The 23,773-nt window shown below is 58.0% G+C and carries 19 protein-coding genes and 2 pseudogenes; 11 read left to right on the top strand and 10 right to left on the bottom strand.

Annotated elements, in window-relative coordinates; all coding sequences use genetic code 11:
* Window positions 1-5: 5 nt before the first annotated feature.
* The 5 genes from I3J13_RS20520 to I3J13_RS20540 form a co-directional block, all read right to left on the bottom strand.
* The gene (locus tag I3J13_RS20520) at window positions 6-4,469 is read right to left on the bottom strand and encodes a strawberry notch family protein (RefSeq protein WP_196380034.1); all 4,464 of its coding nucleotides are present in this window, start codon (window positions 4,467-4,469) and stop codon (window positions 6-8) included.
* Window positions 4,470-4,992: 523 nt separating this feature from the next.
* A complete protein-coding gene (locus I3J13_RS20525) occupies window positions 4,993-5,430 on the bottom strand; it encodes a TadE/TadG family type IV pilus assembly protein (RefSeq protein WP_196380035.1) in 438 nt (145 codons plus the stop codon).
* Window positions 5,427-6,026, bottom strand: coding sequence for a TadE/TadG family type IV pilus assembly protein (locus I3J13_RS20530; protein ID WP_196380036.1), 600 nt, complete (start codon window positions 6,024-6,026; stop codon window positions 5,427-5,429). Before I3J13_RS20530 ends, I3J13_RS20525 begins: the two co-directional genes overlap by 4 nt.
* Window positions 6,023-8,008, bottom strand: coding sequence for a pilus assembly protein TadG-related protein (locus I3J13_RS20535; RefSeq protein WP_236001056.1), 1,986 nt, complete (start codon window positions 8,006-8,008; stop codon window positions 6,023-6,025). The genes I3J13_RS20530 and I3J13_RS20535 overlap by 4 nt, the downstream gene beginning before the upstream one ends.
* Window positions 8,005-8,256 (bottom strand): hypothetical protein, encoded by a 252-nt coding sequence (locus tag I3J13_RS20540; protein ID WP_196380037.1) that lies wholly within the window; start codon window positions 8,254-8,256, stop codon window positions 8,005-8,007. The genes I3J13_RS20535 and I3J13_RS20540 overlap by 4 nt, the downstream gene beginning before the upstream one ends.
* A gap of 774 nt (window positions 8,257-9,030) precedes the next feature.
* On the opposite strand from I3J13_RS20540, the gene I3J13_RS20545 reads away from it, so the two are divergent.
* From I3J13_RS20545 to I3J13_RS20565, 5 genes are all read left to right on the top strand, one after another.
* Window positions 9,031-10,023, top strand: coding sequence for a helix-turn-helix transcriptional regulator (locus tag I3J13_RS20545; protein WP_196380066.1), 993 nt, complete (start codon window positions 9,031-9,033; stop codon window positions 10,021-10,023).
* Between the two features lie 384 nt (window positions 10,024-10,407).
* Window positions 10,408-12,084: a globin-coupled sensor protein gene (locus tag I3J13_RS20550; RefSeq protein ID WP_196380038.1), complete on the top strand. Its 1,677-nt coding sequence runs from the start codon at window positions 10,408-10,410 to the stop codon at window positions 12,082-12,084.
* 119 nt (window positions 12,085-12,203) lie between these two features.
* Window positions 12,204-14,330 (top strand): bifunctional diguanylate cyclase/phosphodiesterase, encoded by a 2,127-nt coding sequence (locus I3J13_RS20555; RefSeq protein ID WP_196380067.1) that lies wholly within the window; start codon window positions 12,204-12,206, stop codon window positions 14,328-14,330.
* Between the two features lie 213 nt (window positions 14,331-14,543).
* Window positions 14,544-15,101, top strand: coding sequence for a hypothetical protein (locus I3J13_RS20560; RefSeq protein WP_196380039.1), 558 nt, complete (start codon window positions 14,544-14,546; stop codon window positions 15,099-15,101).
* The gene (locus I3J13_RS20565; protein ID WP_196380040.1) at window positions 15,098-15,655 is read left to right on the top strand and encodes a hypothetical protein; all 558 of its coding nucleotides are present in this window, start codon (window positions 15,098-15,100) and stop codon (window positions 15,653-15,655) included. The genes I3J13_RS20560 and I3J13_RS20565 overlap by 4 nt, the downstream gene beginning before the upstream one ends.
* A gap of 292 nt (window positions 15,656-15,947) precedes the next feature.
* Here the strand turns inward: I3J13_RS20565 and I3J13_RS20570 are convergent, their stop codons facing one another.
* Window positions 15,948-16,865: a DUF7832 domain-containing protein gene (locus I3J13_RS20570; RefSeq protein WP_196380041.1), complete on the bottom strand. Its 918-nt coding sequence runs from the start codon at window positions 16,863-16,865 to the stop codon at window positions 15,948-15,950.
* 261 nt (window positions 16,866-17,126) lie between these two features.
* Between I3J13_RS20570 and I3J13_RS20575 the strand changes: the two genes are divergently transcribed.
* From I3J13_RS20575 to I3J13_RS20590, 4 genes are all read left to right on the top strand, one after another.
* The gene (locus I3J13_RS20575; RefSeq protein ID WP_196380042.1) at window positions 17,127-17,387 is read left to right on the top strand and encodes a hypothetical protein; all 261 of its coding nucleotides are present in this window, start codon (window positions 17,127-17,129) and stop codon (window positions 17,385-17,387) included.
* 219 nt (window positions 17,388-17,606) lie between these two features.
* On the top strand, window positions 17,607-18,074 hold the full coding sequence (locus tag I3J13_RS20580; RefSeq protein ID WP_196380043.1) for a DUF7832 domain-containing protein: 468 nt from the start codon (window positions 17,607-17,609) through the stop codon (window positions 18,072-18,074).
* A gap of 290 nt (window positions 18,075-18,364) precedes the next feature.
* Entirely contained in the window at window positions 18,365-19,555 is a 1,191-nt protein-coding gene (locus I3J13_RS20585; RefSeq protein WP_196380044.1) for a DUF1173 domain-containing protein, read from the top strand.
* A 90-nt stretch (window positions 19,556-19,645) separates the two neighbouring features.
* Window positions 19,646-19,855: a hypothetical protein gene (locus I3J13_RS20590; protein ID WP_196380045.1), complete on the top strand. Its 210-nt coding sequence runs from the start codon at window positions 19,646-19,648 to the stop codon at window positions 19,853-19,855.
* Window positions 19,856-20,003: 148 nt separating this feature from the next.
* Here I3J13_RS20590 and I3J13_RS20595 read toward each other — a convergent pair whose 3' ends face one another.
* Window positions 20,004-21,206 (bottom strand): DUF932 domain-containing protein, encoded by a 1,203-nt coding sequence (locus I3J13_RS20595; RefSeq protein WP_196380046.1) that lies wholly within the window; start codon window positions 21,204-21,206, stop codon window positions 20,004-20,006.
* A 246-nt stretch (window positions 21,207-21,452) separates the two neighbouring features.
* On the opposite strand from I3J13_RS20595, the pseudogene I3J13_RS20600 reads away from it, so the two are divergent.
* Both I3J13_RS20600 and I3J13_RS26065 read left to right on the top strand, forming a co-directional pair.
* Window positions 21,453-21,733: pseudogene (locus I3J13_RS20600) on the top strand (type II toxin-antitoxin system Phd/YefM family antitoxin).
* Window positions 21,733-22,036, top strand: a pseudogene (locus I3J13_RS26065) (type II toxin-antitoxin system RelE/ParE family toxin). The pseudogenes I3J13_RS20600 and I3J13_RS26065 overlap by 1 nt, the downstream one beginning before the upstream one ends.
* A 25-nt stretch (window positions 22,037-22,061) precedes the next feature.
* On the opposite strand, the gene I3J13_RS20605 reads toward I3J13_RS26065, so the two are convergent.
* The 3 genes from I3J13_RS20605 to I3J13_RS20615 form a co-directional block, all read right to left on the bottom strand.
* Entirely contained in the window at window positions 22,062-22,355 is a 294-nt protein-coding gene (locus I3J13_RS20605) for a DUF5983 family protein (protein WP_196380047.1), read from the bottom strand.
* Between the two features lie 113 nt (window positions 22,356-22,468).
* Window positions 22,469-22,855 (bottom strand): antirestriction protein, encoded by a 387-nt coding sequence (locus I3J13_RS20610; RefSeq protein WP_196380068.1) that lies wholly within the window; start codon window positions 22,853-22,855, stop codon window positions 22,469-22,471.
* A 193-nt stretch (window positions 22,856-23,048) separates the two neighbouring features.
* Window positions 23,049-23,705 (bottom strand): hypothetical protein, encoded by a 657-nt coding sequence (locus tag I3J13_RS20615; protein ID WP_196380048.1) that lies wholly within the window; start codon window positions 23,703-23,705, stop codon window positions 23,049-23,051.
* Window positions 23,706-23,773: the final 68 nt, after the last annotated feature.

A 23,773-nucleotide genomic window follows, 5' to 3' on the forward strand; every position in this document is an offset into this window, starting at 1 on the left:
GGCAGCTACCCCCGGCCAGCAACGTCGACGATGCGATATCGCTCGATCAAACGGGAGAGGATCGCCAATCCCTCATCCGAGGTCGGGATGAAGAACCTGACCTTCCAGGCGATCATTTCGGAGAACAGACCAAGCGATCGCAGCCTGTCGCGCATGCTATCGGAAAAGCCGGTGAGCTCGACGCGATAGTCGTTCATCACCCGGACACGCCGCAGCGTCATGTTTCCGGCAAGCGCGACAACAGAGGAGCCGCCGAGCAGCGATTGCCAGACCTCAGCGGCGCTGACGACCTCGGTCTGGTCGAGCCCAAAATTCCGGCAAAGCCGCGTCAGCCCCTCCGGGGAGACCAGACGTCCCACAATGCGCTCGCCGTCATCGGTCTGGAGACGATAGACCCGGCAATAATCCTGCGGCAGCAGCTTCCAGATCGGCAGCAACAGGCCCGACACCACATGCATGGTCGACACTGAGAATTCCGGAAGGTCGGCGATTTCGGCCTCCCATGCGGCGGAGAAGCTCTGTTCGTCCGTCGCTTCCCAATTTGTTTCTTCCAGCTGGCGCACTTCGAAGCGGATCTCGTCCATCGGCCGGATGAGCGCGACGCGTGGCTGGATTGAACCGTCGTCGAGCATGACCGATCGGGTCGGAACCTGCATCGCCGGGCGGCCGGACTTGCCGTTGATCATCAGAACGGCGTGCGGATCGCGCGCGGCGAGGCTCAGAGCATCGGCAAGCGGCATTGGCCTGTTGCGATCCATACGCTCGATGGTCAGGAGGTGTGATTGAGCGCCGGTGACCGGATGAGTGTAGACCAGCCGCCGGTCCTTCACCGTCATATGATCCGCTGTCAGTGTCTCAAGACCCTTGTCGTAGACGCCGGCGGCGATCGCGCCCTCAATGCGGGCGGCCAGCAATTGCTCGAAGGCGTCGAACAGCAGGTTCTGCATGGCGATGGTCAACGCCAGCATGCGGTTCAGGAAGGTGTGGATCGGCGGCAGTTCATCCTTGAGACCGCCCTCTTCGTCCCTCAGCGACAGACCGGTGATCGCTTCGAATTTTTCCAGCGAACAACCTTCGATACCGCCGGTATGGACCAGCTTGTAGAACTGCCGCAGCGCGTCCCGGGCATATTGGGATTCGAGGTTGTCTTCACTGCGGAACATCCCCTGTCCGCCGGTCTGGCGCTGCCCGCGGGTGATAGCGCCGAGCGTGTCGAGACGCCTTGCGATCGTCGACAGAAACCTCCGTTCGGCTTTCACATTGGTGGCGATCATGCGGAAACGGGGCGGCTGCGCCTGGTTGGTGCGATGGCTGCGGCCGAGCCCCTGGATCGCCACATCTGCCCGCCAGCCGGCTTCGAGGAGATTGTGGAGCCGCAAGCGCTGGTTCTTCGCTCCAAGATCGGCATGGTAAGATCGTCCCGTTCCCCCTGCCTCGCTGAAAATCAGGATCGGCTTCTCGTCGTCCATGAAGGCGCGGGTCTCGTCGAGGTTGGCGCTACCCGGCCGGCTCTCGACGGCAAAGCGATCGATCGTGCCGCCATCCTCGCGCCGAACGATGCGGCGGCCGCGGCCGGTGATCTCGGCCACTTGACCAGTGCCGAATTGCTGGACGATCTGGTCGAGAGCGGTCGGAATGGCAGGAAGACTGCCAAGCCGTTCGAGCAGCGTATCACGGCGTGCAACGGCTTCGCGGCACAGGACGGGATTGCCATCGGCGTCATAGACCGGCCGCGACAGGAGATTGCCTTCGGCGTCGGAATATTCCTCGAAGAGCTGGGTCGGGAAGGAATTGTTGAGGTACTCGGCGACGATCTCACGCGGCGTGACATCCACCTGGATATCGTTCCATTCCTCTGTCGGGATTTCCGCGAGCCGGCGCTCGATCAGGGACTGGCCGGTGGATATGATCTGGACGATCGCCGCGTGGCCTTCTTCCACGTCCGTCTTGATGGCGCTCATCAGCGCTGGCGTCTTCATCGACGTCAGGAGATGGTTGAAGAAGCGCTGCTTGGTGCTTTCGAAGGCGGAGCGGGCGGAGGCTTTGGCTTGCCTGTTGAGGGTACCGCCACTCGACGTGATGCCCGAAGCCTCAAGTGCCTGATCGAGATGATTGTGGATGACCTGGTACGCTTCGGCATAGGAGTCGTAGATGCGGACCTGCTCCTCGGTCAGTTCGTGTTCGAGGATATCATATTCGACGCCCTCGAAGGACAGGGATCGCGAGGCGTAAAGGCCCATGGCCTTGAGATCGCGGGCCAGGACTTCCATCGTGGCCACGCCGCCGTCCTCGATTGCCGCGATAAACTCGGACCGGGTCGAGAAGGGAAAGTCTGCGGCACCCCAGAGACCGAGGCGTTCGGCATAGGCGAGCGCCTCCACCTCGGATGCACCAGTCGCGGAAACGTAGACAACGCGGGCATTCGGCAGGGCGCGCTGAAGGCGCAGACCGGCCCGGCCCTGTTGCGAGGCAGACTTCTCGCCTCGATCCGACTTGCCACCGGCGGCATTGGCCATGGCATGCCCTTCATCGAAGATGACGACGCCGTCGAAGTCTTTTGCGCTCCCTGTCGCGGCGTCGCCGCTCCCCGCCTCTTGACCCAGCCAGTCGACGATCTGCTGCACCCGCGAGCGCTTGCCCTCGCGCTCATCAGTGCGCAGTGTCGCGAAGGTGACGAAGAGGATGCCTTCATCGAGCTTGATCGGCTTGCCCTGCCGATAGCGTGACAATGGCGTCACCAGCAGCTTTTCCTGGCCGAGTGCCACCCAGTCACGCTGGGCATCCTCGATCAGGGTCTCGGATTTCGAGATCCACAGGTGCCGGCGACGACCCTTCAGCCAATTGTCCAATATGATGCCGGCGGCCTGGCGGCCTTTTCCGGCTCCCGTGCCATCGCCCAAAAACCAGCCTCGGCGAAAGCGGACAGCGCCTTCGGTCTCCGGGGTGACCGCCTTCAAATTGTCGAAACTGGCATCGAGGGACCAGTGGCCGGCAAGATAACCGGAATGGGCCTCGCCGGCATAGATCACGCTTTCAAGCTGGGCGTCGGAGAGATCGCCGCCGGACACGATGCGCTTTGGCAGATGCGGACGGTAACTCGGTTTGGGCGGGGCGACCGATGCCATCGCGACGGATTCGACCAGCTTGTCCGGATGCAGTCTTGCATCCGGAATCCTGATCGCCTGCAATTGATAGGGTTCGTAGATCCCATCGGCGACATCGGCGCGTGCGTCTGTCGCTTCGTCGCGCAGTTCGTAGGACAGCTCGACGACTTCATCGTCGATCCGGGATACCGGCGAGGACGCCGGACGCGACGCATGAGCGGCTAAAGGGCGGTTTGCTGGAGCCATCACCGCCGCAGGGCGCATCGTGTCGGCCGCTTTGCGGGCAGCCATCTTCGCTGCACAGGCACTCAGGATTCCGTTGGAAAGCGCGCCGATGGAGTTCGGCGCGGTGGATGGGGAGCGAGGCGGAAGGCCCGAGATCCAGGTGAGCAACGTCTCCAGATCGGGCGCCACGCCCTGCGATGCAACGAGCTTTGCCGGATCGGCGGCGGCGATCTTGTCGATGACCGTCAGGCGGGTTTCCATCGTCGTGCCGTGGCGGGCGTAGATGCTGCCATCGATCGCGGCGCTGAACAGAACCGTGCCGCGGTCCTGAAGCCGGACGAAGGCCTCGCGCCATTTGGTATTGTCGGGAGAAAGGCTGGAGCCGGTGATTGCAACCAGCCGGCCGCCGGGGGCAAGCCGCGCGAAGGCGGAGGCGAGATGACGCCATGCGGCGTCGACCATCCGGCCTTCGACATGAACGCCGGCGGAAAACGGCGGGTTCATCAACACGACGGTCGGGTGAAGCGCGCGATCGAGATAGTCGTCGATATGGGAAGCGTCGTGCTGTGTGACCGGCGAACCCGTGAAGAGATGCTTCAGAAGGCCGTGGCGAACAGGAGCATATTCGTTGAGAGACAGTCGCGCGCGAGCGAGTTCCGCGAAGATCGCCATCAGACCGGTTCCGGCCGACGGTTCGAGCACCATGTCGCCGGCCATGAGACCTGCGGCACGGGCCGCGACGTAGGCGAGCGGTATCGGCGTGGAAAACTGCTGGAGCTGCTGGCTTTCCTCTGAACGCCGGGTGTGGGTCGGGATCAAGCCTGCAACCTTGTTGAGCATGGCAAGCGCTGCCTGCGGCGCGTTCGCGCGGGAGCCGATCGCGCCGCCGAACTTGCGCAAGAAATGGACTTGCGCCACTTCCGTTGCCTCATAGGCGTCCTTCCAGGACCAGAAGCCCTCGGCATCCGAGCCGCCAAAGGCGTTCATCAGGATGGTGCGGAGATCGGCTGCGCCGATGGCATGGCCGCGTTCGAGAAACGGCAGAAGCTCATGGCTGGCCATAAGAATACTTTCCGCGCGACTGGCGGAAACAAGCGAAGTGGCGGCCACGTTCGCAGCAGGGGTCGAGATCACGTTCATGGAAAACCCTGTCGAGAGCAGGAAAGGACGAGCCCACCCGGACGCTCTCCAAGCCCCGGCAGGTCCCCCTTTCCGGCCCCTCTCTCCCTCCAGGGCGACATAGGCGGCGGGCACGTAGGCGATCGTGAAATGCCGATATTCCCATCCGTCAACCGTGACATCGACATGGGGACCTTCGAAGGCGGTGACGATTCCACCCGTGCCATAAAACGTACGGATCAATATACCGGGACGAACGAGTGCAGCGACGCGCGTCGATGGGAACGCGGGAAACGAAGGTCGTCGATCTATGGGCCGAACTGGGGATCACCCTGCAAACGCTTCATCAGTTCGTGGTCCAAATGGTAATTTACAAACCGATGGTGAAAATTGCTCGGGTTGCGTTTCGGCTGGGAGTGGGATGACCACCAAGGAGCGCGGCAAAGTCGAAAATAGCGCTGTACCTCCGCAGCTCTTTGACGGTGTTTCGCTGACGCCAGAACGCAGGAAGGCCATGGGATCAAACGATCTTCAATAGCTAGTTTTAGTGATTTGTGTAACAGGCTTCCGCCTGCAATTTGGTTCCACCGGCAAGTGACGTCAAAAAATTTGGCACGAGGGTGTTGAATTCATGACTAATCTTCACCCGCGAGAAGCCCGCCAAGCCATGGCAGCTCGCGTCGTGATCAAGCGTGATCGACGCTGCGTCCAACGCAACAAACCAGCCTGCTGCCGTTGCCCTCGCGAAGGCTATCGCTTTGGAGGGGCTGTAGACGTCGCCATCTTCGCATTCGATCTGCGGAATGCCCATACAGCGCGCCGTCGCGATCGCCGTGTCGTGAAGAGCGTGGCTGGTCCAGAACAATCGACCGAACTCGATCATCCCGAACAGCATCAGCAAAAACAGGGGCATGACCAACGCAAACTCCACCGCACTAGCGCCGGAGCGCGACTTCCAGAGTTTTTGGATGGCGGACTTCATTGTGTTTGAACGATCGCGCTGGCGTAGATGAAGCCGTCTTTGACGAAGCCGTAGCTGGAGAACAGTGGCGCATATGCCTGCTTTGCGGTGATCGCGACATATTTGCCTGCGGGCACTCCGTCGGGACAGGGAGTGCCACATGACTGTTGCTGGCCCCAAATGAGCGACGACGCTGTACCGGTTGGGCAGTAGCATGCATTTGCCTGGCTTGCTGCGCCGCCGAGCTTTATCCTGTTTCCGGCGTAACTTGCCTTTGCACCGTTGTTGACGACGATTGAAGCTGTCGCTTCACCGGAAGCGTCCTCGCTGGCAATGATTGTGGCGATCTTCGTTGCCAGATCTTCACCGCTCTTGCTGTCGACCTGATCGGCATGAACCATCGCGTAGCTCGCACTGTTCGAGATCGTGGCCTCAAGCTGAAAGCGGGAAAAGATCAGCAATCCCAAATCAGTGCTACCTGCCAGAATGATAGTGAGGATCGGCGCTATCAGCGCAAATTCGATAGCAGCGTTGCCGCTGCGATCTTTGCTGACGAATTGCCTTAGACGAGCGCACATACTCATAGCTCTTTCCACGGAGATTTGAATGAAGTTCATTGGACCAGCGCCACCTTACCAGTGCCACTTGACAGGGTGCATTCCGACATCGCCTGTGAACCTCCGGATAGTGAAATGCTTGCACCGATCAGTTGCAGGCAGCCGGTCGCAGCGTCACCGATCTGGCCGCCGCCGCCGAAGTCGATCAACCCGTTCGGAAAATAGAAAGCCCCGGAGATTTTACCCCTTCCGCCTGACGTGATTTCCGCGCCGGCCGTGTTCTTCGACGATTGCGGGCCGATCACTGCCAGATTGGCATAGTCACCCGACTGCGGTGCGGTAAGGGTAATCGCGTTGCCGCCGGTCAGGCAAAAGGACTTGTCCTTGCATTCCCAGTCAGAAGGGGTGTCGATACCGGAAATGACGATCGTCACATTCTTGCCGGAAACGGCAATGTTGTCGCTGCAGGCGGATCCCCCGGTATTGACTGAGAAGTACCCGTCAACCGTATAGGTGCCGGTGCCGAGCCTGGCGCCGCCGGCCAGATTGACGTTGCCGGATATGTCATGTTCCGCGCTGGCGGGAATGGTGATGCAACTGCCACCGCCACCGCCGTTCAGGTCGCCGTTGAGGCGGAACGCACCCTTGCCGCTACTGGCATCTGCCATCACCGTTATGGAGCCGCCATCGAGTCCAATCGCATTGTCGCCACTGGATTTCCCAAACGTGTAGCTATTGGACGTGCCGTCGCCAAGTTTGAGCGTCGCGCCGGCGCCAGTGTAGAACCCGGCGTCGAAAACAAACGCGCTCGGCCCATCAATGGTGACTTTCCCGGAGGCGCAGAGGCTATAACGAGCATCACCGCATTTCTCGTCGCCCATTCCGACATGGAAGGAACCGGCTCCGAACGTCAGGTCCGCACCATAGACACCCTTTGCCACATTGAAGGTGCCAGCTCCGAATTCCAGCTTTGTGCCGAAATCGTTCTGGATTCTCCCCGAGAAGTTATATGTCGTATTTTTGCTGCCAGAGACGTTGAATTTCACCTGGACATTGCCCTTGACCATCAGTGAGCCAATGTTGATCGTGGAGCCCGAACAGGTGATATCCCATCGGTCCTTGTAATATTCGTTGAAATTCGTGGGGTCGTACTTGCATCCAATGGCTTCGATCGCGGCTGCCGTTGTTTTCGGTGGTTCGTCTCCGAACAACAGGTCGGCGCCTTTCTTCTGGACCGAGACGCTTCCTGGCCAAGAGGCGTTGCGATTGACAGCGAAACGTTGGTGGAGCCCGGCCACACCCGCATGGCCCTCAAGAGGATCGCTGGTGTACTGGTTCGCTACAGGCGCCGGGCTGCCATCCGCCCGCACGATATTGCTGGTCCATGGGCAGGGTTGCGAGGAGCCATCAAAATAGGTGGCTTCCTTGGCCGTGATCTTGGTGCCGCATGGGGCGACGAGATCGCTGTTGGAGTTTACGTAGCATTTGCTTGCTCCGACCTGGACGCCGCCTGATAGAGTGACACCCGATCCAGACTTGTCGAGAGCGATGATGCAGCCATTCTCCGAAGAGCCGATTGAGGAATAGGCTTCCGCTCCTATATCAAGCTTCGGGCTGACACCAAGGACCGGCGCGAGAACGAGCGTGTTCGTCGTGGTGATGGTGACGTGCACGGCCTGAACGCGCGCGTCTTTCGGAGACGCTGCGAGCGAAACAGAAACACTGGCGGCATCCACTCCATTGAGCTGCGCCACACGATGTGCCGCTGCCTTCATCTTCACTTCCGAATTCGTCTCGTTATAGGCAAGTGCTCCGGCGTACGACGCGAGGTCGGCGGTGCGCTGGTTCTCGTCCCGTACAAGCAGTCCGTATCCGTATTCGACAGCCAGCGCAGCAAAGCCGATCATGATCGGCAGGCAAAAGGCGGCCATGATCGCGATGCCGCCGGTCCGATCGTTGCCCAGCGCCCTGATCCTGGCCAATGCGATTCTCGTCTTGGAGGTGTTCCTGTAAGAACTGGGTCCGGCAGCGATACGGATCATGAAAAAGACTGCCCGTCGTTTGCCGACACGGCATCGGTCACGAGTGAGAGATTCTGTCCGCCTCGGGCCGCACGCTGAATTTGCGCATACAGGGCTTCCAGGTAGTTTGTTATGCCCAGCAACTCGGTGCGTGCATGTTCGAACGCATCCTGCGGATATCCGTGAGAGGAAATCCTGGACCCATCGGTGCGGGCGGATGGATTGTCAGGTTGCACTTGGCGAAATGGGGCTTCAATGACTTGTTTCATGAGAAGACTTCTTACTGCCTGCGGGTTGGTTGCAGTACTTTTGACGAGAGACAGGAAGGCGCATGCGTCCTGCCGATTTATGGAAGAACCGCGTCAAATCATTTGGGCGGAATATAAAGGTTCAGTGGATCGAACAGCATAGCGAGCCGGTAGGCACGTCGCTGTGAGCGACACATCACCTATGAATCTTAACGGGACATTGCCTTTAGGGGAGGGCAGGGCATTCGGCTGCGCGAAACGGATACTGTATTGCAAATACGGATATCTCATCCGGTCACGCCACTGGTTCAGGAACCTGGAAATGGTGGGTGTGCTTGATCCTGGTTCAAAAGATCAGGCCGCGCGCCGTGGTTCGAGAACCGGCTGGCACTGACTCCGCGCAACGATTTCTCGGTTGCCACCCTCCCGCATATGGACCGGACATAGTCCACGATTTACCCTGACTGCAGCTTAGAAAGGCTCTTTTGTGAGGATTTGCGACCGGTCTGGTCATCATGACCGCGGTGACCGGTCGCAGGTCGTCCCAGGAAAGGACCACCGCATGTCCGCTGCATCGCGGAGCATAATCATTGTGTCGCAGGGGCCGTAAGGGATCAAGTCGCGAGCGTTCCCTGAAATGTCACATCATTGCCCATCTGTCATCTGATCGACAGCCGGTTGATGTACGTACCTCGGCATGAATTTTGCTCATTTCAAACGAAAATCAACGCCCACAATCACGGCGGCTGCTTTTTTCATCGTTTGACATTTATTTCAGCAAAGTTGTTGGCCAACATGCCTCAGAATAAAGCAATGAAGTTCATGCCCCGCTTTCACGGATCGACCTTTGAGGGCATGGTCGATACCCTGACCGGACAGTTCGGCTCGTTCGCAGCTTCACCGATCGGTCCAGCCAAAAGCTTCCAATGGAGTACGGATATCTGGACGAACGGTGCTCTGACCTTGGTTGCGGGCCAGTATCATAATGAATGGCGTGTCAAGGCAGTGCCTCAGACGGCGAAATGGCTGTCGATCCTCTCGGTGAATGAGGGCGCCATCGACGTATCGTTGGGTCAACGCACCATTGGAGGCCGCCCGGAACGGCTGGTCTTGGTCAACAATCACGAAGCCGATCATTTTTCCGTACGAGGAGCGCCACATATATCAAACGTGTTACGTTTGGACTGGTCAATTATCGTGCAGGCCGTTTCCTTAATCTTCGAAGTACCCTTGGAGGGCTCACTGGATTTATCGCCGATGGTAGATTTTTCGACGCCAGAGGGACAACTTCTCGGAAATCTCGTGCGGACAATTATTTCCGGCATGTACAACAACGGACCGTTGCTGCAATCGCCGCTGGCCATGTCGTATCTGGGTCAGACGCTGGCCGACGTGGTGGTCCGAACGATCCCGCATCGCTTCTCGCTCCGTCTGGAGAGGCGAACGCATCTGATCGCGCCGTGGCATGTGCGCGATGCGATCGATTTCATGCAAGCGAACGTTGCGAAGCCGATCACGGTGTCGGCAGTGGCCGAGGCCGTAGGTGTATCGGTGCGGGCGCTCGAAATCGGATTTCGCACCTTCAAGGAAACGACCCCTGCCGCGTATCTGCGAACCCTTCGATTGCGCGCCGTCCGCAGCGACCTGCTCGATCCATTGAACCGGCAATCCGTCAGAGCGATCTGTCTGAAGTGGGGTTTCTTCCATTTGGGCCGGTTTTCGCCAGCCTATCGGGCTGTCTATGGTGAAAATCCGTCAGATACCAAGAAACGAACTGCAAATACATGACCGAGTTTGGAGCCGGATGACTATAAGTTCGATCGGTCCGTAGTCTAAAATCCGCTCAAGACTGAGAAATGGAGCACGGTGGTCCGATTTCACGCCTTTCGGCACGATACGCCAACACCAAGCAAGCGGCAGGGTAAGCATGCATGTATTCGATTGCTTCGTTCCTAAACTGACGCGGTCGGGAATGCAAAATGCGAAATGAATATCCGATCAGCGCACGACAATTGCACCCTACCGATAAGATTTACACTTTGTAAATCATCCCCCCCATTCTAGGGGTATCCGATGGGGCGCGGTTTGCACCATTCACCGCCATGACGGCAGGCTTCGGAAGCGGCACTCCCGCACCACGTCATTTGCCGAACCCATCTCCCAGAGGATGTCATGTCGAATCATTCTTATGTGCATACCGCTCATCATGCTCACCGCAGCTCCGTTTCCGAATCGACCGATGCACCGTCGAAAAGCCAGAATATCGAGCGTCGTCTCGAATTCATGCAGCTTAACGCGCAAGGGCGGGCCAGTATTCGTTCCCTGAAGAGCCTCGTTGAGCGCGAACTGCCGCATGGCCTCGACAAATTTTATGCCCAGCTTCGCAACAGTCCGGAGGTCAAGCAGTTCTTTTCCGCCGACGAGCACATCGCCCGGGCCAAGGGGGCGCAACAGGGTCATTGGGTCAACATTTCCGACGGCAACTTCAACGACGATTATGTCAACAAGGTCCGCACCATCGGCACCGTTCACGCGCGGATTGGCCTGGAGCCGCAATGGTACATCGGCGGCTACGCGATCATTCTCGATCACCTGATCAACAGCGCCGTCGAAGAGGTGTTTCCCAAAGGCGGAATGTTTTCCAAAAAGACGATGAAGCCAGCGGACTTCGGCAAGGCACTTGCAAGCCTGGTCAAGGCCGTAATGCTCGACATGGATCTAGCCATTTCTGTTTATATCGATGAAGCGGAAGTCGCCAAGCAGAAAGCCCAGGCGGACGCCATCGCGAGCGAGCAGAAACTGGTGAGTGACTGTTTCGGTAAAGCCATGTCCGCCATTGTCGACAAGGATGTCAGCTACCGTATCACCGACGACCTTCCTGCCGCCTATCACCGGCTGCGGGACGATTTCAACCACGCGCTCGATCAACTGGCTGGCACCATCAGCGAGATTGATGGGGCGGCCTCGCAGATTCACGCTGGTTCGCAGGAAATTCGTTCCTCCGCAGACGATCTTTCCAAGCGGACTGAACAGCAGGCAGCTTCGATCGAAGAGACGGCCGCCGCGCTTGAACAGATTACCACGACCGTCAGGGACTCCAGCAGACGGGCTGAAGAGGCGGGCCATTTGGTAGCCAAGGCGCGTGAGGGCGCCGAAAAGTCCGGCCAGATCGTGCAACGGGCGGTCACGGCGATGGGAGCGATCGACAGCTCGTCGCGCGAAATCTCCAATATCATCGGCGTTATCGACGAGATTGCCTTCCAGACGAACTTGCTGGCGCTGAATGCCGGCGTTGAAGCGGCTCGCGCCGGTGAGGCTGGCAAGGGCTTTGCCGTCGTTGCCCAGGAGGTTCGCGAGCTTGCCCAGCGTTCCGCGAAGGCAGCAAAGGAAATCAAGGAGCTGATCAATACCTCCGGCGAGCAGGTCAAGGCCGGTGTCTCGTTAGTCGGGGATACCGGAGAAGCATTGACCGTCATCGTTGAGGAGGTCAAAGAGATCGACCGGCATATCGGCTCGATCGTCGAGGCCGCACGCGAACAGGCGGCGGCGCTTCAGGAGATCAACACTGCCGTCAACGCCATGGACCAAGGCACACAGAAGAATGCCGCCATGGTGGAGGAATCCACCGCCGCAAGCCATGCGCTTGTGCGGGAGGTCGGTCGCATCGCCCAGATGCTGAGCGAGTTCAATATCGGAAAGGTGCAGCGTGCGCATGCGCCGCAACAAACGGCACGCCAATCATCACGGCCGCAAAGTTCTCCTGCGCGCGAACTGCACGGCAAACTCGCCAAGGCCTATCCGACGCAGGGCAGCGCTGCCATCGCTGAGAATTCATGGGAAGAATTCTGATGCAAGGCCTGCGCTCAGAGGGTACTTTATTTGTATCACAGAGCACACGTAACCAAACGCAGCCCAGATCACCTAAGCCGATCTTGTGCGATTATCATTTCTCCATTTTCGGATTCTTCATGCCGTTCAACAGGCCCCCTAAGCGTGTTCGCGCCCAGACCTATTCCGTCATCGCGGTAACAGTCTCCTTTGTCGCTGTTGCTCTCGTGCTCACTGGCCTCGTAGCGCGTGTCGTTACCACGATGACCGGCTCGGCAAATGAAATTGACGATGCCCGAGCCAGTCATATGACCCAAACAGTTGTCGAAGAAGTGTCGGAGCGACTGGCTGCGACGACGACGGACAACGCGGTTTGGGACGATGCCTACGCTGCCATTGGTTCAGCGGCGGGGGCCGTGGACTTTGCTTATGAGAATTGGGGGAAAACAAGCGCGGATTATTTGCTCTATGACGGCGTTATTGTCACCGGGCCTGACGGTGGCACGGTGTCCGCCTATGCGAAGGGGCAACCATTCGAGCCGCATGTCTATTTCGGAGATGCCTTCAGACGACAAGCCGAGGCCGCAGCAGTTCCGACGCAGGGACCGTTGGTCCATTTTTTCAAGACAGGGAATGGTGTCGCTCTGGTCGCATCCCAGGCAATCCAGCCCTTCGAAACCAGCGCGGAACTTGCCAAGCTTAGCGTCCTGAGTTTTTTCAAAGAACTTACGCCGGACGTTCTCGATACGCTGTCCGACGAGCATGAACTGGACGGTCTACGCCTCCAATCGACACCAGAGCCGGGTCTTCTAAGCGCGCCGGTCAAGGACATAGACGGTGTCGCCATTGCCCACATCGTCTGGCCGAGCAGGTTTCCCGGAAACGCTATCTTTGACAAAGTCTATTCTGACGTGGTTACAGCGGCGGGCATCCTCGCCCTGTTTCTGGTGGCCGTCCTTCTTGCGGGCGTGTCCGAGGCGAGACGTCTGCGGCAACTGGTGGACGCAACTCGTTTCGAAGCAACCCACGATGGACTGAGCGGCCTGCTCAATCGGCATGGGCTGCTCAACAGCCTAGAGAATATGGACAAAAACGTAGAGGTGTCGCTTTACCTGATCGATCTCGATGGCTTCAAGGCCGTCAACGACGCGTGGGGACACGCGGTTGGGGACGAGTTGATCTGCATGGTCGCCAACGCGCTGCGGGCCTGTCATCCGGAAATACTGGCAGCGGCGCGGCTCGGTGGCGATGAGTTCGCGTTGGTGCAGGTCGGATCGATCGACCGCCGCGAGATAGAAGAAGCCATCCTCGCACTCTTTGCCGAGCCGTTCAGGATTGACGGGCGGACAATTGAAGTCGGGGCAAGTATCGGGGTTGCACCTCGAACGGGGAATGTTGCGCCGTTGGAACTGCTGCGCAGGGCCGACATGGCGCTCTACCGCGCCAAGGAGAACGGCAAGGGTCATGCTGTTGCGTACGATCTGGAGCTTGATCGAGAACGCCAACGCATCGCTGATATGGAAGGTGAATTGAGGGAGGCCATAAACAGCGGAAGAATAGAACCCGTTTTCCAACCCCTCGTTTCCGCGTCGACCGGTGCGATCATTGGACTTGAGGCGCTGGCGCGTTGGCGAAGTGCTGTCGGGAACATCAGCCCTGAAGTCTTCATTCCACTCGCGGAAAAGTCCGGTCTCATCGATGCTCTCGGTGTTCACATGCTGCGAACCTCGATCCGCCACGCAAAGAGTTGGCCTAAACTGGCCTTGTCGGTCAACGTCTCACCCATCCAGTTGTGCAATCCGGATTTCGCCGCGCAGGTGATCACTGTGCTCCGGGAGGCTGATTTCAACCCAAATCGCCTTACTTTGGAGATAACCGAAGGCGTACTGATGTCTAATCCCGAGCAGGCGCGTCGGTCGATAGATCAGCTCCGGCGGGTTGGCATCAAGTTCGCGCTTGACGATTTCGGTTGCGGTTATGCGAGCATCGGCGCGCTACGCCAATTCGGCTTCGATCGTATGAAGATCGATCGATCGCTTGTATCGGGCGTCGAGGAGAACGCCAACGGGATTGACGTTCTTCGGGCGACGGTGGCCTTGGCAACGGCTCTCGACATCCCCGTTACCGCCGAGGGTATCGAGAACACGCAGCAGGCAGCGATCTTGCGAGACACCGGCTGTGATCAGTTCCAGGGCTATCTCGTCGGCAAGCCAATGTCGGCCGACGAGATTTCCAGGAAACTGACGCGAAACGAGTTTGCTGCATGACGGTATAAAGCTTGGTCGAACGCTGAGATCCGAATCTCGCCGCCGTATATCCGTGCCCGTTTAATGTTCATGGGCCGAGTTGCCCAAAGCGGCGGACCTGATCACGTTGTTCCCTGAACAATTCAGAAAGCCGTTGCGCAATGCAGAGGGTAACGAGATCTGATTAGGTGACAGATGGTTCATAACGAAGACAAATCGGGTGAGGAAGGTGATATGGAATCGAACAGGATCTACTTTGAAGGTAATCCCTGGCCAGAGGGCCATCCAATCGTCGCGTTTTCGTGGTCAGCAAAAGAGATTGAAGGAGATGTATGGTTCGACATTCATCTCGAGACAGCAAATTACAATTCAGAGCGCGAGATAAAAGACAAGGAAAGCTCGAACTACGTCAGCGACTGGGACGCGCCCTACTCTTGGGAAAACTATCAATCCTGCATATTGTCGTCGGACGACTGGCACAATGGCGGTTTTCGAATCTGCCCCAAGGATGAATATACACCGGAGTTTCTCGATGGCCTCGAGTTGCTGATAGACCCCCACCCGGAAACGATAACAGACAGAAATGATTTCGCGTTCCAGATATACCTGCTTGGCCATGATACGGTTGCCAAGCATAAAATCAAATTCGACCGGATCAACAATTCCAATTGTTTCAAGATCACCTGGTTTGGTAAAATCGCACGAACGTACGTAGGAGACCATGAATTCAAGCACAATTTTTCAGTCATGGTGACATCGGCTGATTTTCCTCAACTGCCCGAAACACTATGATTTTAGCCCGTAAAACGAATTTGGTTTTTCTCGCGTTGCTCATCGGCGGTTCTGGTTCAACATTGGCAGAATCCGGAAGGCCCGTGTCTGGGCGTGATGTCGACCGAATTCAAACTATACGCTTGCTGGAGGCCACACCTTCTCCATGCGCAGAGATTTCGTTCGGTCCAATTTCAGTGGCGCTATCGCACCTGGATCTTGAGACTCTCGCCAATTCGTCTCCGCGTCAATCACCGAGCGAAGTCAAGCGGATTGGAGAGATTCGAGGCAAGCGCGCCGCAGAGCTGCTTGAAGCGCTCAAACCGAAGGCGCGTTTAAGCGACTGTGTCGGAAGAGCCGATGGAACTGCCGGGGCCGACTGGACGTACCTGGTGTTCGAACTGGTCGAGGATGGGAGAGCAGCAATATTTGCTGATAACGACAAACCAGTTCGCAGCGTACAAATTCGCTATTTGGGAATGCGCTGCGGAGAACACTGCGGCCGTGGCGACATTTTCGTATCTGTCCCCGATGCCCCACGCCCATTTCTGGTATTGAACTGGTGGGCTTCATGAGCCGGTTATCGTTTCTCACGCAACTTGCGTTCAGCGACACGTTAATACCGAGAATGCGCGCGTCCCCAGACAACCTGATCGGGGTGCTTATCAAGTCATGCTTCGGCCAAGTGAGCTTTCCGACTGATCAATTCGTAGATTCGCTTCACCACACGCTCAAACCACTTGAGCGTGTCTTTTCGGCCTACCGCCCAGACGTCCACCGAAGCAACCATCATGACCGCCCTGTTCAATACGAGGATTGATCCATCTCGATCTTTCGGTAGCAATCGCTCAACATCTGCATGAACATTCAGGCCACCGATTCTGACGGCCAGTCGACCTTGGAGCGGATTTCTCCCCGCCGCCATTGCTCCAGCCTTTCCGTATAATACGGCGCGATCCGCTCGAAATTCTGCCAGCTATCCTCAGTCATGGCTTCGCCAGGTTTGCGCCAGTTGTTGCTATCGCCGAAGACCGCTGCCACATCGTCCAGCGCCGAGACGTTCTGCGGTTTCATCAGCCGCTTCATATAGGCGTGGCAGAAAGAATCATGTTCTGGCCGCACGTCGCCTTCCCACAGCAAGCCTCCGAGAGTGGAAGAGAGAAAAGCCAGAGGTGTCAACTGGCGCTCCCGAAGTGCTGCCAGTTGTTCGTCGGTGAGACGTCCTTCGCGCAGGATGCCGTTCAGCGCGCACCAACTGGCAAAGAAGGCGTCTTCGACCGAAAGTTGCGGATTGCCGCCTGGATAAATCGTTGCGTAAGCTCTCTCTTCAACAACGCTCAGCAAAAGACACCTGGGTAGTCCGTCCGAGCCGAGCGTGGCCTTGGCTCTCAGGCCTTCCCGCGGCGCCGGCAGCGTGAACCGGACTTCCTCGACCGCACCCTCGATTCGACGGATGAAACGCTCGCTCAAAGCAGCGTCGTCCATTTGCCAATCGAAGCCGGGCGGGAGCGAGCCGCGATACTTCGGATAGATGAACGCATGCGAGACCCAGGTGACCCAGCTACGTCCGTCCTTGCGCGGCGGAAAATAGGAGCGGCTGGTAATGCTGGCTCGTGCCGCGAGTTCGATGCCGAGCTTCCGGTTTTCAAGGTCGATGGTGTTTGTCGGCGTCGCATTCTTGAACGGTTTTTTGCCGATCGCCTCAGCAAGCCTCAGAGCGGCCGGGTCGTCAATGCGCTTGCCGAGAGCATCGAGAAGCAGCGGTGTAATATCCTGGTCTGTCATGCAATCTCCGGCTCGGTCATTGGAAGCACGCGGCGACACGCAGGCGCGCGGCGCTGTCAACAGGCTCTGGCTCAAGAAGCCAACAACATGGTCCTTGTTACTCCGTATACCGAGAAGGAAGCCCAGAAATCAACTTGCTACGTGGGTGCCGTCGCGAAAATTAGAGGCAGCGTCAAGCAGTCATGATGGATATCGCCGATGTGCGATTTCAGACAAATATGATACTGCCATCGCCCGGTAATTGGCACGCAAGAGCTTCCTATGACCGTCAACATTCCATCGGCCTGGCATCTCCGCCTTACCAATCTTCGCAATCAACATCCCTCCCGGATGCGGGACATTGCCCTCAGCCATCTTGTCGATGAAGACTTTGATTCCGATGACGAGAAGAACATAAAAGAACTCTTGCTGTCGTTCATCTCGGACATCGACACGTCATGCTGCAGTCGTTCGAGAATGCCTTGGGAAGGGTTGACCATCGACGATATTTCTCGGCCCTGGGCCGTTGCTATCAAACGATGATGGCGATCAACCCAAAGACGGCGACTGAACGGATCAACTACCCGTCGAGGGAACTTGTCGGGACGGAGACGAAAGAGGCATTCGATGCATTTGTCTCGTGCCTCGACAGTGTTGAATTGCGGGAGCCCATGCGAAGGACGATTGTCGAATGGCGCTTGCTGGGTCGTGAGCCTTATCGGGCTTTCTTTTATCTTTCCCAGTTGGTTGAAGGAGAAGTACATGGATGATCTGCTGAAGCAATTTCTCGCCGAAGGGGAGAAATTGATGGAAAACAGGCCGTTGGATTTTTTTGAAAGTTACATGTCGCCTGAAACGCAAACGGCCAGCGGCATTCCTATTGTATGGTTCATTGCGTGGTGCCGCGCCAATGATTTGCTTTCTGACGGCTTCCGAGAGGCCATCGAAAATTATCCAAAATCCGACGTGCGCAACACGAAAGCATTCCGCGACTTCTGTGATCGCTATACGGAAGGCTCGCTCAAGCCGGAGCACCTGTCGGAACGAGGGGCGCAGTTCGCCAGAAAATATTACGGGACAGGATGGTCACACACATATTTCGAGGATCTTGAAGCCCTGTTCCCGGACGTCGAGTCCTTTGATCGGCTTGTCGACAACCCTGACAACTATGAGGCGGTGTGTCGGGTTCTCTCGAAGCGACTGACTGAATTTTCTCAGGGCAACGCCTAATTTCCCAGTGATGACCAAATGTAGGATATCCTCAAGGATCTGGTGAGCGGCATGAGTATTTGGGCGATCGCAAGAAAATTTGGCACCAGCCGACAGACCATTGCGCAAGCCCGCGATGGATGTTCACATTTCATTTAACCTTAGCGTACGATCTTTCACAAATCTTTTTCCCGCTCCTTCATGGCTGGCGCGCTAGCGACACTACAGCCTCTCAATGTTTTACTGACTATTTTTCGGCAGTATAATGTACAGTGGCCATATAGATTCGGGGGTGGACAAGGAGAGTGGGGATGCGGAAATTTGCAATCGGAGATCATGTCACCGAGGAAACCGGGCCTGAATTGCAGGAATTTCTCGCCCAAGCCTACGAGCAGCGTTTGCGACCATTGTGCATGTGCAAGGATCCGTCCGTGCCAATGTACATCGCCCGTGTCGAGGACCAGTACCTCATCAAACGGATGCCGCTATCGGGACGCGACCATGATCCTGCCTGCCCCTCCTATGAGCCGCCCTACGAGCTTTCCGGCCTCGGCCCGCTGATCGGCAATGCGATCCAGATCGATGCCAGCGGCAAGACCGACCTGAAACTGGATTTTTCGCTTACGAAACGGGGACCGCGTGCAGCACTTGGTGCATCGGCTGAATCATCTAAAGCCGGCATCCACAGCGAGCCACAGAAGCTGTCGCTCAGGGCAATGCTTCATTATCTCTGGGAGGCTGGCGAATTGACGGAATGGCGCTCAACCTGGAAAGGCCGTCGCGGCTGGGGCCGGGTTCGCTCCAGTCTCATCACTGCTGCGTCACAGATGTCGGCAAGAGGTGGCCCTCTTATCGACATGCTCTACGTGCCGGAAGTATTTCAACCGGAGGACAGAGGCGGCATCGCCGCAAGGCGGGCGGCGGCACTAAAGGGCGTGCAGGCGACGAAGTCAGGGCCAAGGAAGTTGATGATGATCGTGGCCGAAGTGAAGGAGTTTTCCCCGGCGCGCGAAGGCCAGAAAATCATCGTGCGACACACGCCTTTCCCGCTGATGATCGAGGACGGCGCATGGCGGCGGCTGGCGACGCGCTATGAGACCGAGTTCGAACTGTGGCGATCGAGCGAGGCTTTCCATTTGATCGTCATCGCCACGTTCGGCATTTCCGCTGCTGGCATCGCATCGGTGGAAGAGATCGCACTGATGGTGGTCAATGATCACTGGCTCCCGTTCGAGGATATTCACGAGCTCAGGTTGCTGGAAAAGCTCGGTCACCTGAAGCGAAAGACCGTCAAGGGGCTGCGTTTCAACCTGCCGCGCGATGCGCCGATCGTGTCGGTGATCATGCCGGAGCAGAAGCCGGCACCCGTCGCAATGTTTATCGTCCCTCCGACCGCCGGTGACGACTATGAACACGCCCTTGCCGATATGATCGAAACGCGACCGGAAATCACACCGTGGGTCTGGCGTGTAGCGGACGGCGAAATACCCCCGCTCCCTTGATCCGGGTTGCGCGCTACCGACCGTTGACAGGACACAGCGAAAGAGCACCTGCTACGGAGAAATTCATCCGCTACAGTCAGCCGGAGCATTATGAAGCCAGATAAAAAGCCGTTTGTCGTTGAGTTCAAGAACCGACGTCGTCAATCCACACAACAAAACTCGATTTGGAGCACTATCGACTTGAAAGAGGCCAGCAATCAGGTCGCCGCCAATGAAATGGCTGACGTGATCGACGCGAGCACGGCCGAGCAGCGATCGGACGCTGGCGCGACCCTGAATATCGCCGATCTCAGCGTCTGATCGCAGCCCGACCGGCCTTTTCGATGGCTCTGCCGCCACTTCGGCGTGGAATGAGAAATCTGTCATTTAGGTTCTCCAGAACAGAAAGCCCGGCGCGATGGCCGGGTAATGAAAGGGATGGATGCGGATTTACGTTGGGCTGTCTTGGTCAGGCGGCGCTTTCGAGCAGTTTCTTCGCCTTGCCTTCGAGTTCGAGCCGGTTGTCCTGATGCGACTTTCCCCGCGCCAGCGCGGTGATACCCTGCACAAAGTCAAAGATGCTCTCAGGAGGCCTACCCTCTTCGGACAAAACGGTCTCGATGATCTTGCCCGTTTCGGCCTTGGAGAAACCCCGGCGGCGCAAGAACGTCTGCCGATCCTCATCATTGCGGGCAACGACGCGTTCACGGGCAGCCCTAACGCCGGCGATGAAGGGTGCCGGGGAGGAGTTTGCGAAGTTTGTCAACGCCGGAGCGGCCTCGTGGGCAAAGCGCTGTGCGGCGAATTTCGAGTGGCGGATGGTGATTTCTTCGAAATTTTCGGTGCCCCAAAGATTGCGATTGGCACACACCGCGCGGAGATAAAAGCTCGCAATTCCAAGCGTTTTCGAGCCGACCTCGCTGTTCCAGGCATAGAAACCACGGAAGTACAAATCGGGTTCGCCGTTCGGCAGGCGGCCCGCTTCGATCGGATGGGTGTCGTCACAGAGAAAGACGAACACGTCGCGATCACTGGCATAAAGCGTCGTGGTATCCTTGGTAATGTCGACGAAGGGATTGTGGGTCATGGTCGACCAGTCGAGCAAGCCCGGCACCTTCCAGATGGTGTCGCCCGTGCCGTCTCCAGCAATGTTCATAATCGCGGCGATCAGATCCTTGTCCCAGATCCGGCCGTATTCCGGACCGGTCACCGCCCGAAGTTCGAGGCGGCCGTCATCCATCTCCAGGGTTTTCACCATTTCGGTATTAGGGTTGAGGAGCCCATGCTGAAGATTGATCGCTGCGAGCGGCGCGGGAAGCTGGCGCATGTAGCTCGCGGGCGCACCGACCAGGCTGCAAAGCTGGCCGTAGCTCCAGTGCGTCGGTGCCAGCGCCTCACGCCCGCCAGGAACGATCAGGGACAAGCGCTCGGCATTGTCGCGGGTCGCCTCGACACGGATTTCAGCGGTCTCGATCGTGCGAACACGCGCTTGCTCGGTTCTGGCGCTGACGGCGCGATGAAGATCGGAGAGCGAGAGATAGCGCTCGTCGTCCGGACGCGAGAACCATTCTGACGACACGCGCCCAATGCGCTCGCCACGGGAGATGTCGACCTTGAAACCGGACGACGCCGGTCGTTGGGTTCGCGAGGGACTGGAAGTCATGGTGTTCATGCTGAAGTCTCCTGTAACGAAAGAGCCCGGCTGACCGCTCTCGCGGCCAACCGGGCTGATGAAGGAAGAATTAGGTGACATTGCCGTCAGGCGGGCACCGCGATGCAGGCGATCGCGAAGGCCTTCTCTCCGGCCTTCCGGAACCGCCACCCCGCAAACGGCCCTCCCCTCCTCTTGCGACTGCGCAACAATTGCTTCCGGTCGGACGATAAAGGTCTATATTCTGGTCAAAAGGAGATCGGATCGATGAAACTGTCGGAACAGGTCAAGCCCATCAGCTACCTCAAGGCTCATGCGCCGGAGGTCATTCGCCAGCTCGCCGATAACCGGCAGCCGGTGGTGATCACATTGCATGGCGAGGCGAAAGCCGTGCTTCAAGACGTCACGCAATATGAAGAGACGCAGGAGACGCTGGCGCTCTTGAAGGTGCTGGCACTGACAACAAGCAGGTAGAAGACGGGAAGGTCCGCCCCGCAAAAGAGACCTTTGCGCGCCTTCGTGCGCGCTTGGCGAAGCCCGAAGCCTGATGCCGTATCGTGTTCTCTTTGCGGAGGATGCAGAACGGGACATCGAAGATCTCTACCGCTTCCTCGCTACCCGGGACGGAATCGGGGCGAAATCGAGGAATCCTACCTGGAGCTCGAGGATTTGCCCACCCGGGAAATGTTCCCAAGGAATTGGCGGGCCTCGGCATCACCGAATACCGGGAATTACATCACAAGCCCTGGCGGATGATCCATCGCATCATCGGAGAGGATGTGGTCATTTGTTGTATCGTCGACGGTCGGCGAGACATGCAATCCTTCCTCGAACGACGGCGGTTGCGCTGAATAGCACGATCCCGACGCGCTGGCGTCACGAGTGATGCCAAGGCAGATCCTCGACCTGCTCTGCATCGCGATCGAACAGGACATGGCTAAAGCCTTTTTGGCGCGCCCATGTCATGACGGCAAAGAGATCATCGGGAATGCGCTGGTCGGCCACGCCGGCGTTTTCATCATGGGCGTAGAAGAACCAGCCGTAATCGGCGTAGCTCCCTCCGACGCAGGGCCATTCCGCGCAGGGTGTAATGTCGAGAATTTTCGCGGTTGCGGCGGTCACATGACCGGTCGAGATGGTCACGAATGCGCGGATTTCGAATGTCGTCATCAGTTTCGACCTTTCCCGATTACGGGAGGGCTCGTCCGGGCGGCACACCGTCCGGATCGATCCACTCAGACTGCTGGATAGCTACGCCCTCGAGGCAGGCGCACATTGATACCTCAGTCGATCGCCTCCATAATTTGTGCGGCTTCAGGATGCTCCGCTGAATAAACATAGAGGCGGCCATAGGCTTCCAAGAGACGGTCGGACGGATGCCGGAAGGAGAGATGCGAGAAAGCAAAAAGCGTGGCGATAATCCCCGCAGCCCCCGCCGATACGTCCTCCTGAAACCCGGTGATTTCGCCGGTGATTCGAAAGCGCGATCTGGATCGCGGGGCCAGAAACAGCGGCGTACCTTGATGCTCATAGAAGTCCCAGAACCCGCCGCGGTAGTCGAGAGGGCTCAGCCGTTCCATGAGGCTGTAAACAGCGTTCTCGCCGATGATCAGCAGCGAGCGCCCGAACAGGGTCGGGAGGAATTTTAAACGGCGCTCGTCAGGAACAATGGCGGCGGATTAGGGGCCAGTTTCGAATACAGACATCGATCTTTCTCCAGAGAGGCGAGTGGGTCAGTACGGGCGACCCTCTCTCGACCGACCGCCTGGTTCGCCCTCTCCCGGCCCCTCTCCTCCTCTTCCCGGTTGACCAACGCCCACCCGCGCCGGCCGCGCTCGAAAAGTTTCAGCGGTCCACCTGCGATCAATCTGGATGGAGACGACGGGCCGCAGACCGGATCGCTGTCATTGCCGCGTGAAATTCGGCGTTACTCACCACGTCGGAGAGATCCACCATTGTGATGGTGGTCTCGCAAGCCGACTGGATCTCTTCGTCGGTCACCGAATCCGTCAAAAGTGATCCGAAGCCGTCATCGACATCGAGTACCGCGACTATCGCGCTGCGGACCCGGTCTTCGTGCAAGCGCGCAAGAACATGGCTTGCCCTCGATGCGTCGATCGGCTCTTGGGGATCGGCTGCACAGGCGAGAATTGCCTCACCTCGCGCGATTGCACACGCCGCCTTGGCCAACCAGTACGACGGCGAAGCTCGCGGCGCATGTGCATCGTGGACCATCATCTTCAGCAGTCCGAGCAATATCTCGAAGTGGTCGGCACGACGCTGGACCGCTTCGTCGAACTGGGACGGCACGGGGATCGATGATCCGGTATAATGAGCCTTTTCGCCTTTCCAAATGCCGGTGACGTGTACCTCACCGGAGGCATCATAATCCTTCTGCAAAGATTCCCAGTTGTCGTCGACGAGCGCGGCCTTGCAGGCCTCCTCCGGCGTGTCGGCGATGTAGGTGCCATGCCGAAATATCGGCAGGGTATAGGTCGTTTCGATCGTGTAAGCGGGCATGACGGCGCTCCTGAAAAACACGGAAGCCCGGCTCTCGTCCGGGCTTCCGTTAGGGCGGGCTTTGGCGT

Origin of the sequence: Agrobacterium leguminum (assembly GCF_015704895.1) — a bacterium.
GTDB lineage: Bacteria > Pseudomonadota > Alphaproteobacteria > Rhizobiales > Rhizobiaceae > Agrobacterium > Agrobacterium leguminum.